The organism is Paracoccus sp. (in: a-proteobacteria) (assembly GCF_035556475.1).
Classification (GTDB): domain Bacteria; phylum Pseudomonadota; class Alphaproteobacteria; order Rhodobacterales; family Rhodobacteraceae; genus Paracoccus.
Window position 1 is genome coordinate 1 of the sequence record NZ_DATMFA010000047.1, and the last position, 10,625, is coordinate 10,625.

10 protein-coding genes and 1 pseudogene are annotated in these 10,625 nt (G+C 64.7%); 2 read left to right on the top strand and 9 right to left on the bottom strand.

What is annotated here, in order from left to right; all coding sequences use genetic code 11:
- A pseudogene (locus tag VNQ78_RS06165) lies at positions 1-257 on the top strand (enoyl-CoA hydratase); the annotation flags it as partial.
- A gap of 137 nt (positions 258-394) precedes the next feature.
- Here the strand turns inward: VNQ78_RS06165 and VNQ78_RS06170 are convergent.
- Positions 395-1,561, bottom strand: coding sequence for an amidohydrolase (locus VNQ78_RS06170; protein WP_325687684.1), 1,167 nt, complete (start codon positions 1,559-1,561; stop codon positions 395-397).
- 1 nt (position 1,562) lies between these two features.
- A complete protein-coding gene (locus tag VNQ78_RS06175) occupies positions 1,563-2,408 on the bottom strand; it encodes a BtpA/SgcQ family protein (protein WP_325687687.1) in 846 nt (281 codons plus the stop codon).
- Positions 2,409-2,417: 9 nt separating this feature from the next.
- On the opposite strand from VNQ78_RS06175, the gene VNQ78_RS06180 reads away from it, so the two are divergent.
- A complete protein-coding gene (locus tag VNQ78_RS06180) occupies positions 2,418-3,332 on the top strand; it encodes a PfkB family carbohydrate kinase (RefSeq protein WP_325687689.1) in 915 nt (304 codons plus the stop codon).
- A 38-nt stretch (positions 3,333-3,370) separates the two neighbouring features.
- Here the strand turns inward: VNQ78_RS06180 and VNQ78_RS06185 are convergent, their stop codons facing one another.
- The 7 genes from VNQ78_RS06185 to VNQ78_RS06215 all read right to left on the bottom strand — a co-directional run.
- Complete coding sequence (locus tag VNQ78_RS06185; protein ID WP_325687692.1) at positions 3,371-4,135, bottom strand: glutamine amidotransferase; 765 nt, start codon at positions 4,133-4,135, stop codon at positions 3,371-3,373.
- 11 nt (positions 4,136-4,146) lie between these two features.
- Positions 4,147-5,226, bottom strand: a complete 1,080-nt coding sequence (locus VNQ78_RS06190; protein ID WP_325687693.1) for a phosphotriesterase-related protein — start codon at positions 5,224-5,226, stop codon at positions 4,147-4,149.
- A 3-nt stretch (positions 5,227-5,229) separates the two neighbouring features.
- Positions 5,230-6,228: an ABC transporter permease gene (locus VNQ78_RS06195; RefSeq protein WP_325687696.1), complete on the bottom strand. Its 999-nt coding sequence runs from the start codon at positions 6,226-6,228 to the stop codon at positions 5,230-5,232.
- On the bottom strand, positions 6,228-7,004 hold the full coding sequence (locus VNQ78_RS06200; protein ID WP_325687698.1) for an ATP-binding cassette domain-containing protein: 777 nt from the start codon (positions 7,002-7,004) through the stop codon (positions 6,228-6,230). The genes VNQ78_RS06195 and VNQ78_RS06200 overlap by 1 nt, the downstream gene beginning before the upstream one ends.
- Positions 7,001-7,921, bottom strand: a complete 921-nt coding sequence (locus tag VNQ78_RS06205) for a substrate-binding domain-containing protein (RefSeq protein ID WP_325687700.1) — start codon at positions 7,919-7,921, stop codon at positions 7,001-7,003. The genes VNQ78_RS06200 and VNQ78_RS06205 overlap by 4 nt, the downstream gene beginning before the upstream one ends.
- 8 nt (positions 7,922-7,929) lie before the next feature.
- The gene (locus tag VNQ78_RS06210) at positions 7,930-8,973 is read right to left on the bottom strand and encodes a LacI family DNA-binding transcriptional regulator (protein ID WP_325687703.1); all 1,044 of its coding nucleotides are present in this window, start codon (positions 8,971-8,973) and stop codon (positions 7,930-7,932) included.
- Positions 8,974-9,816: 843 nt separating this feature from the next.
- Positions 9,817-10,625: CaiB/BaiF CoA-transferase family protein (locus VNQ78_RS06215; protein WP_325687706.1), on the bottom strand; the 809-nt coding region annotated here is incomplete at its 5' end.

Here is a 10,625-nt window from a genome sequence, read left to right on the forward strand (position 1 = left end):
ACCTGATCGCGAGCCTCGCCCCGCCGGATGCCCTCGACGCCGCGGTCGAGGCCGAGGTCGCGCCCTATCTCTCCTGCGCCCCCGGCGCGGTCGCCGCAGCCAAGCGCCTGGCCCGCGACCTCGGCCCCCCGATCAATGCCGAGGTGATCGGCAGAACCATCGACGCATTGGTCGAGGTCTGGGAAGGCCCCGAAGCCCCACACGGCATCAGCGCATTCTTCCAAAAGATAAAACCGGATTGGAGGGTGGAGAGTTAACCTTTGGTCCGTTGTCATCACCTCACATGATCGGCCGCACGATTGCGGCCAATTTCGAGGGCCCAGACAGATACCGGCTACGCCACGATGTTCGGAGGTTGCAGCGGTGCTGATTGGCCGCGCCTGACCAGCCCGTTTCAGGCCGGTGCGCACAACCCGGCCCGCAAGACATCGGCCAGAAGTTGCGGCGCGGATAGCAGCAGCTTTTCATTGAAATCGAAGTGGCTGTTGTGCAGCGCCCCGCGCTCCATCCCCGCGCCGATCCAGAAATAGCAGCCGGGCCGGTCCTCGATCATGGCGCCGAAATCTTCGGCCACCATCGAGGAGCGTTCAGCATCCTGCCAGGCCAGCCCGCGATCGCCCGCCGCGACCGTGGCCGCAACCAGCCCGACCGCATCAGCATCGTTGCGGGTGATGCCGAAGACGGGGACGATCTCGGGACGGACGGTGATCCCGAAGCCCAAGGCGATTTCGGCCGCCACCTCCTCTGCGATGCGGGTCGCGGCGGCTTCCTCCTCGGGCGCGACATAGCGGAAAGAGGCCGAGACCCCCAGCCGCGCCGGGATGATATTCGCAGCCCCTCCGCCCAGGTTCTGGGTAAAGGCAAAGGCGGTTCCGGGCAGCTCCGCCCGCATCCGGGTGTTCATCAGCGTAATCAGCGCGGCCAGCGCGCCATACATGTCATCGGACAGGGCGGGCAGCGCGGCATGGCCGCCCTGACCCTCCAGCACGAAGCCGATCTGGCGATAGGCGGCCATGATCGCGCCGGGCCGGGCCGCGACCGTGCCCACCGGCAATTCGGGCCAGTTGTGAAAGCCGAAGGTCAGGTCGGGCGCGATCTCGTCGAAAAGCCCGTCCCGGATCATCGCGACGGCGCCGCGGCCCACCTCTTCGGCGGGTTGGCAGATGAAATGCACGGTACCGGGCAGGGGGCCAGCGCGAACCAGCAGTTCCGCTGTCGCCAGCAGCAACGTCATGTGCCCGTCATGGCCGCAGGCATGCATCCGTCCCGCATTGGCAGAGGAATAGGGCAGACCCGTCTGTTCGTCCTGCGGCAGCGCGTCCATGTCGGTGCGCAGCGCGACGACGCGCCCCGGCCCGCCCTTCAGCGTTGCGACGAAGCCGGTCCCGCCAATCGGGCGCGAGATCTTGCAACCCAAAGCCGCCAGCCGCCGCGCCAGTTCAGCCGAGGTCCAGCTTTCCTCGAAGGCGATTTCAGGGCGGCGGTGAAATTCGCGGCGGATGGCGCAGAACCGATCATGGTGCGCAGCCAGCCAGCCGAGTTCGTCCTGAATCTCGACCATTTCAGCCCTCCAGCGCGCGGGATGCGACCGCGACGAAGCTTTTGACCCGGGCCGGATCGACGGGGTTCCACCAGACGCCGTCCTGTTTCAGCGATGAGGCGACGATGACGCCATTGGTCAGGGACAGGATCAGTTCCACATTCGCCTCGCTGACGCCCGAGCCGACCAGCAGCGCAAGGTGGCTCGCGTCGCGGATGGTGCGGATCTCGTCGGGATTGGCGGCGTCGCCGGTGCGCTGGCCGGTCGCGATGACCGCATCGGCGTCGAAGAAGGCCAGGTCGCGGGTCAGCTCCTCGATCGTGCGATCGGCGACGATGGCATGGGCGCCGTGCTTCACATGGCTGTCGGCAAAGACCTTGATCTGGTCCTGCCGAAGCCGGGCGCGAAAGCGCAGCGCCTCGCCCGCCCGGCCCTCGACGAAGCCTTCGTTCGCGACATAGGCATTGGCCCATTCATTGACGCGGATGAAGCGCGCGCCACCTGCGGCGGCGATGGAGAGCGCGGGAATGGGCGCGTTCGCCAACACGCTGATCCCCAGCGGCACGTCGAATTCGCGGCGGATGCGGTCGGTGACGACGGCCATGAAGGCGGCGGTCTCGCAGGTGATGTCATCGGGCTTCAGAAAGGGGATGTCGCCGTGGTTCTCGATCATCAGCCCGTGCATCCCGTTCGCGATCAGCGCCTCGGCGTCGCGCAGGCAGGCGTCATAGATCTCGGTCATGGGCTGGCCGCGATAGCGGGGCGCGCCGGGGAATGCCGGGCAATGGATCATCCCGATCAGCGCCTTGTCGCGGCCGAAGATGTCGCCTATCGCATTGGCGGGACGGTCGGAAATCAGTTGCATCATCAGCCCTTCATGGAAGTTTCGAAAGAGAGTGTCATGGCGCATGTCGTGGTGATTGGAAACATCGCACTGGACGAGACCTTGGCGGTCGAGGCATTTCCCGAACCGGGCGCTTCTATCGCGGGATCGGCGATTTCGCAAAGCCTTGGCGGCAAGGGGGCGAACCAGGCGATCGTGCTGGCCCGCGCCTTGGCGGGCGTGGCCCCGGTGCGGCTGGTCGCGACCATCGGCACCGACGCGCGGGGCCAGATGCTGAGCGCAGGGATTACCGGGGAACCGTTGCAGGCGGACCTGACGCCCCTTGACCTGCCGACGGATTTCTCGGTCATTCTGCGCGACCGCAATCGTGAGAATACGATCGTGACCACGCAGGATTGCGCGCGCGCAATGACCCCCGCCGGGGCGGTGGCGGCGCTGGCCCCGCATGGTGCCGGGGATGCGCTGGTCCTGCAGGGGAACCTGCGCCCCGAGACATCGCTTGCCGCGCTGGCCGAGGCCGGGCGGCGCGGGATCTGGCGCATCCTGAACCCTTCGCCGGTCGAGGGGTGCGACGACGCGATGCTGGCCGAATGCGACCTGCTTTGCGTGAACGAGGGCGAGGCTGCGCATTTCGGCGGCGTGGCGCAGCTGTCGCAGGGCAGGGTGCTGGTCAGGACGCTGGGACCGAAGGGGGCCGAGGTCTGGCAGAACGGAAGCTTACGCCTTGCGGTGCCGGGCAACCCGGTCGCGGCGCTTGACCCGACCGGGGCCGGGGATTGCTTCCTCGCCGCGCTGGTTGCCGCGATGGTCCGGCACGGCCGCCGCCAGCCCGAGGCCGGGGATCTTGGCATCGCCTCATGGGCGGCCGGGATATGTGTGTCCCGCTTGGGCACGCAGGGGGCCTTTCCGTCCGTCGCAGAATTTGCCGCGGCCTTTGCCACGGCCTGAAACGGGTGCGCCAAGGGGATCGGCGCACCCTTCCGAGGTCAGTCCTGGGCCTCCAGCCAGCCGAACATGTTCAGCCAAAGCTGGCGATAGCCTTCCCAGGCGCAGAAGGCCGGGGACAGCCAATGCGGCGACATGTCCGAGGTCCAGACGACCGAGCGGCCCTTGCCGAATTTGCCCGCGACCAGCAGCGGGTGGCCGCCCTGGTCTTCGGGCAGGCGGGCGATCAGCTCGGCCCCGTCCTTCAGCATCACCTCGTTCACGCCCAGAAGCGGCGGCCAATCGGCGGGCATCCCGGCCAGGATCGGATGATCGTCGGCGACGATCTGGGCGGTCGCGCCCTCGGGGATCTCGACGCGGTCGTCCCACGGGTGGCACTTGACCGGCAGGACGTCCTCGACCGGGGTATTGCGCCAGCGCGCCTTGCCGTCGATGCCCTGAAACGAGAAATAGCCGCCGGCCATGATCAGCTTGCCGCCTTCTTCCACCCATTGCTTGAGCAGGCGCAGGCGGTTCGGAGCGGTCTGGCTGTGCACCCAGACCCGCTGCGGCAGCAGGAAGGTCGAGGCGCCGACATCCGACAGGATGATGATGTCATAGGCACGGATGCCCTCGATCTCGAAGGGGAAGCCGTCCTGCGCCTCATGCGCGGGCATATGCGTCACTTCGTAATCGGTGCCCTTCATCGCGTCGATCAGCGGCTGGCAGCCGGTGTGGAACGTGACCGAGCCGAACTGGTCGAAGCCCTTGTAATGGGTAGCCGAGGAGACCCAGCTTTCGCCCACCAGCAGAACTTTTTTCGTCATCATTTGTCCTTTCAGAAGTCAGAGGCGGCGAAGCGCGCGTCGAAGACGCGGCGCGGGTTCGCAACCATGAGATTGTCGACCAGCACGGGGTCGAGGCCGAGCCGCTTCAGGCGCGGCAGGAAATGGGCGTTCACGAAGCCATAGCCGTTGCCGCCATAATGGCGCAGCATGCATTTCAGGAACACGTCATGGCTGAGCAGGACCTTGTGGCCATGCCCCGCCTCGATCAAACCCTGGATCGCGCGGGCACAATCGGCGTCGGGGGGGCAATCGACATCCTGGTCGGCGTAATAGAACAGATTGCCGATCATGTCATATTCGATGAAGGCGCCCCGCGCCGCCAGCTCGTGCTGATAGGTCCGATCCGCCCAGGACGGATTCATGTGGCACAGGACGGTGTGGTTCAGGTCTGCGCCCTCGGCCTCACAGATGTCCAGAACCCTGTGCGCCAGCCGGAACCAGGCGGGCAGGTGGACCATCAGCGGCAGGCCGGTGCGAACCTGCGCCTGCGCCGCGCCGCGCAGGCTTTTCTCTTCGGCCGGGGTGAAGTCCGAACCGACGCCGATCTCTCCGATCAGGCCGATCTTTGCATCGGTGCCGTCGGTCCCCGCCGTCGCCTCGGCAACGATCTGGTCGGCGATGTCGGTGACGCTGAGGTCGTGGAAGTAATCCGGCAGCGAGGTTCCCAGATAATAACCCGAGCCCATCACGATGTTGACTCCGGCCCCTTCCGCGATCCGGCGCAGCGCGCGCGGGTCACGACCGATACCGCGGCAGGTCGGCTCGACCACCGTGCGGCCGCCCTGGCGGGTGAAATATCCCAGCTCCCGCACGACCAGATCGGGTTCATTGACGCCCAGGTTCGGGCGGTTGACGAAGGGATCCTGGATCAGTTCGGAATAGATCTCGGGGGTGATTGGGTGATCGACCAGATATTCCCGCGCCGGATCCGAAGGTGGGTTCCACCAGCACGAACAATCGTTGTTCAGATGCTCATGCATCAGCGTGATACCCAGGCTTGCCGCGGGAACGGGACCATTCACCGTCATCACCAGCCCCGAGCCGACATGCGCCTGCGAAAGTTCGGTCATGGTTCAGCCCTTTTTCCCGATCTTGAAACCGCCGCCGAACAGCCGTGTGTTCATCCAGATGGCGACAAGAATGATGACCCCGGTGACGATCTGCGTCAGGAAGGGCGAGACATGCAGCAGGATCAGGCCGTTCCCGATGATCGAGATGGTCAGCGTGCCCAGCACCGTCCCCAGGATCGAGCCGCGCCCCCCCATCAGCGAGGTGCCGCCAAGCACCACGGCAGCGATCACCTGCATTTCGAAGCCGACAGCGGCGTTCGACGAACCCGAACCCAGGCGGGCGGCGATCAGCAGCCCGGCCAGCGCACAGGCGATCCCCGACATCATATAGACGGAACAGACGATCCACCGCGCAGGCATCCCCACGCGCCGCGCCGCTTCGAGGTTCGAGCCGACGGCGACGACGCGGCGGCCATAGCGGGTGTTGCGCATGACGATGAAGCCAAGGATCGCGAACAGCGTCGCGATGATCGCCGGGACCGGGATCCCGGCCAGCGTCCCGCGGCCCAGCCAGAAGAATCCGGGCTGGTCCTTGATCGGGATCGAATAGCCCGCGGTGATGTAAAGCGCGACGCCGCGCAGGATCGACATCCCGGCCAGCGTAACGATGAAGGCCGCGATCCCCTGAAACGAGATGAACCAGCCTTGCAGAAGTCCGACGACCGCGCCCGCGACCAGCATCGCGATCAGCGTCGGGATCCAGTCAAAGCCGTTCGCCATCATGATCGCAGCCAGCGCGTTGATCAACGCCACGGTCGAGCCGACCGCAAGGTCGATCCCCGCCGTCATGATAACGAAGGTCATCGCTACCGCGACGATCAGCACCGGCGCCGCCTGACGCAGCACGTTCAGAAGGTTGCCCGCCGTCAGGAAGCTGTCGGACAGCGCGCCGAAAAAGGCCATGCAGGCGACGAAGAACAGGGTGATCGACAGCACCTGCGCATTATCGTTCAACCATTCGACGGCGTGGCTTTGCTTGGCGCGTTCGGTATAGCTGGACATCAATGTCCCCCCGTAATCAGTTTCACGACCTCTTCCAGGTCGGTGTCGCCGATCATGCGCTCGGCCACCTTGGTGCCTTCGTACATGACGGCGATGCGGTCGCAGACGCGGAAGACGTCCTGCAGGCGATGGGTGATCAGCACGACGCCGACGCCCTTGGCCTTGACGCGGTTGATCAGCGCCAGCACCGCCTCCACCTCGGCCACGGCCAGTGCCGAAGTAGGCTCGTCCATGATCAGCACCTTGGGCTGGAACGAGGCCGCGCGGGCGATGGCGATCGCCTGCCGCTGGCCGCCGGACAGCTTTTCAACCCGCGCGGTCAGACGGGGGATGCGGATCTCCAGCGCCTCCAGCATTTCCTGCGCGCGGGCCAGCATCGCCTTCTGGTCAAGGAAGGGACCTTTGCTGAGTTCGCGCCCCAGGAACAGGTTCCCGACCACGTCGATATGGTCGCAAAGCGCCAGATCCTGGAACACCATCTCGATATGGCGCGAACGGGCGTCGTTCGGCCCGGTAAAGCTGACCTCCTCGCCCTCGACCGTGATGGTGCCGGAATCCGGGATATAAGTGCCCGACATCACCTTCGAAAGCGTCGACTTGCCGGCTGCGTTGTCGCCCAGAAGCGCCAGGCATTCGCCCGGGCGAACGTCAAGATCGACCCCCCGCAGCGCCTGATGCGAACCGAAGGTCAGCCGGATGTCGCGCAGCGATACAAGGGGCGCGGCGCCGGAGGGGATTACGCCCCCCCGGTCCGTGCTTTGGCTGGCATGGGTCATTTAAAGGCCGCGCGGAACTGGTCCACGTTCTCCTTGGTGACGATGGTGGCGGGGACCGAGATCACCTTCTCGACCTCTTCGCCGGCCGAGATCTTGGCCAGCGCCTCGACTGCGGCCGAACCCATGCCCGCCGGATCCTGCTGGACCACGCCGCCGACGAAGCCCGCATCGATCCCGTCGATCACACCCGAGGTCAGGTCCCAGCCATAGACCTTGACGCTGTCCTGGCGGCCCTGGCTTTGCGCGGCGGCGACGGCTGCAACCATCGCGGGTTCGCCGGTCGCATAGACGGCATTCATGTCGGGATTCGCGGTCAGCAGGTTTTCCGCCGCGCCAAGCGCCACGTCCTGCACGTTCTGGCCGTCGACCTCGCCGATGATCGTGACGTTGGAACCGGCCTGAAGCGCGGCATTGAAGCTGTCCTTGCGGATGTTCTGGATGAACGAGTTCAGCGCCACGACCTGACCCATTTTGATCTCGCCGTCCTTGTTCTGCTCCAGCACGAACTTGGCGAAATCTTCGCTGGTCTTGGCATTATCGACGCCGATCTGGGCTTTCTGCGGGCCTTCGGGCAGGATTGCGTCGATGGCGACGACAGGGATCCCGGCATCGGCCGCCTGCTGGACGGCAGGCATGATGCCGTTCACGTCGATGGCGACCACCGCGATGCCGTCGACCTTCTGCTGGATGAAGGTCTCGATGGCCGAGTTCTGCGCCTGCGGATCGTTGTTGGCGTTGAAGATCGCCAGCTTGTCGCCCGAGGCATCTGCGGCCTTCTGCGCACCCTCATTGATCTGGTTGAAGAAAAGCGCCTGCTGGTTGATCTGGACCAGGGCGAAGGTCTTGCCTTCCGCATGGGCGCCGGTTGCGGCGAGGGCCGCGACCGCACTGACGGCCAGCATCACACGACGGGACATTCCAGGTTTCATCTGTTGCTCTCATGTTGGACCGTTGCTTCTGGGGCGGGCGGGACGGAGGCAACGGAACTCCGCTCGACCAACGTGACTGGCAGGATCTCCACCCGGCTGCGGGCCTTGGGATCGTCCCAGTCCGTATTCAACAGCATCTCGACCGCGCGGGCCCCCAGCGCCTCGACCGGTTGGCGAATGGCGGTGATGGGCGTCGCGAAGTAATCCAGTGGCAGGATGTCGTCGAAGCCGATGACCGAAATGTCGGCCGGAACCCGCAGCCCGCGCCGGGCCAACTCGGACAGGGTGCCGATGACCAGCTCGTCCGACATCGCAAAGATCGCGGTGATCCGCGGGGACTCGTCCAGCAGTTCGGCGCAAAGACGTGAGCCATCCTCGATCGTATAGGTGCCCGATTTCCGATGGACGCGCGCGTTGGCGCCCACGCATTCATCCAGCGCCCGCATGAAGCCCCGGAAACGCGCGGCCCCGGAATGCATGTCATCGCCCGCGCCGATCACACCGATCTCGCGATGGCCGTGGCGGGCCAAATGCTGACCTGCCATGTGTCCGCCGCCTTCATTGTCGCAAAACAAGCGGGGCGCATCGGCCCCTGGCACGTCCTCGTCCAGCAGGACGACCCGGCGAGCAGCGTCGATGCGGGACTTCAGCGGCGCGACCTCGGGATGGTTGGTGACGAAGATCAGCCCGTCGACATGGCGGTCGGAAACGCGGTCCAGATAGCGCTGCTCACGCCCCGGCCGGTTCAGCGTCACCGATATCGCCAGTTCCTGTCCGCGGTCAAAGGCCGCGTTCTCGACGGAGGCGACCAGCGCGGCGAAGAAGGGGGCCTTGATCTCGGGAACCACCATCTGGAGCAGATCGGCGCGCCCGCGACTGAGCGAACGGGCGAAGGGATTGGGACGATAGTTCAGCGCACGGATCGCCTCGTCGATGGCGCTGCGGGTCGGTTCGGGCAGGGCAAGCGTGCCGTTCAGGTAGCGCGACACGGTTGCGGGCGAGACGCCCGCCCGTTCCGCCACCTGCTTCAGATTCGCCATAGCGTCCACTCTCCCGGTCAGTAAAGCGATTTACTATCAGTAGTCCCCGACTTGTAAAGCGGTCTATCGTCACAGCCGGCCAATTCCCGCGATCCGGGGAACAGGCGCTTTCGTCGCGGCCCGGCGTCACCAGAAGCTGTGCGAAATGGCGTTTGGCCACCTCGATGAACTGGCGCGCCGTGGCCGAGAACGGCATGGCCTCGGACATAGGGAAAACGAAATGGCAGATCAGACTCTTCCTGAGCGAGCGGATCGCGATGGGTCACAATTGCGCGCCCTCGGCACGTTAGCCAAAGCGATTCCAGCCCATGCGCGGCAAGATCGCGGGCAGAGATGACCCGGTCGAAGGGCTGGAGATTGGACCAGACACTCCCGCGACAACTGACCCTCGCAGCGCCATCGGCTATAATGTTTCATGTGTGCTGCAGTTTCCTGGCGGTGTCGCCGGCCCGCCGACATGATCAAGGTCGGAAACTTTGGGTTCAGATGGTCCAAAATCTTTAGACAGGGCAGGCAGGGTCCGAGCGCCGGATCTAAGACGAACTTACCTCACCAGATTTACGAACTATCCTGCCAGATCGAGATTGCCGTATCTCCCAACGAAAACAGCCAGCCGACTTGCTGTTCCTTGGTTGCTCTCTACCCCAGCCCAAGGCGGTGCTTATCGTGGACCCGTTTTCCATCTGATCGGGGAACAATCAGCTCGCAATCAAATCAGATCGACGAGCGGGGCTCGCGCCACTAATGTCTCATTTTCAACGGCTGAACCTTTTGGCGGCATAACCAAAGAAACTCAGCTGTCAGAAAACCCACAACGGCATTGCGCGCGGCCTATCGCTGCTTTCAAGATGGTCGTTCCCCGATATGGTCCGGCGGCCAAGACGTGATACGGGGTGCAGGCGCGGGCTCGACAATTCCGGCCCGCTGGCAAAAGCAGTCCCGCATCTGCGGGTGCGCAAGCGCTTCGTCCAGCGTCAGGACGGGTGAGACACAGGCGTCGCTATGCGCGAAGATTTCCGTCCATTCGGAAAGGTCGCGGGCCGCAAAGACTCTGCGCAGGCTCTCTGCAATTTCGGGCCAGCGACCACGGTTGTATTGATCGCCGGCGAACGACGGGTCGAGCTGCAGCGTTTCCACCAACTCTTGAAAAAATTCTGCTTCCAGTGCCGCGACCGCCACATACCTTCCGTCGCGAGTTTCATAGGTCCGATAAAACGGGGCGCCCCCATCCAGAAGGTTGCCTTCGCGCGGCCCGCTCCAGCGACCACCAGCATACAGTCCGTGAATGAAAGTTGCCAGGTGAGTGGTTCCATGCACCATCGCGGCGTCGACAATGGCGCCCTTTCCGGTCGCCCGAGCCTGCCAGAGCGCTGTGAGCAGACCGAAGGCGAGATACATTCCTCCGCCGCCAAAATCGCTGACCAGATTCAGCGGAGGAGGGGGCGGCGCATCCTGCGGACCGATCAGGCTGAGCAGACCGCTCAATGCCAAGTAGTTCAGGTCATGCCCGGCCAGCGCGGCCAGCGGTCCTGACTGGCCCCAGCCTGTCATGCGGCCATAGATCAATCTCGGATTGAGGGGCATCACTTGATCAGGACCCAGACCGAGTTTTTCCATCTTGCCGGGTCGGAACCCCTCGATCAATGCGTCTG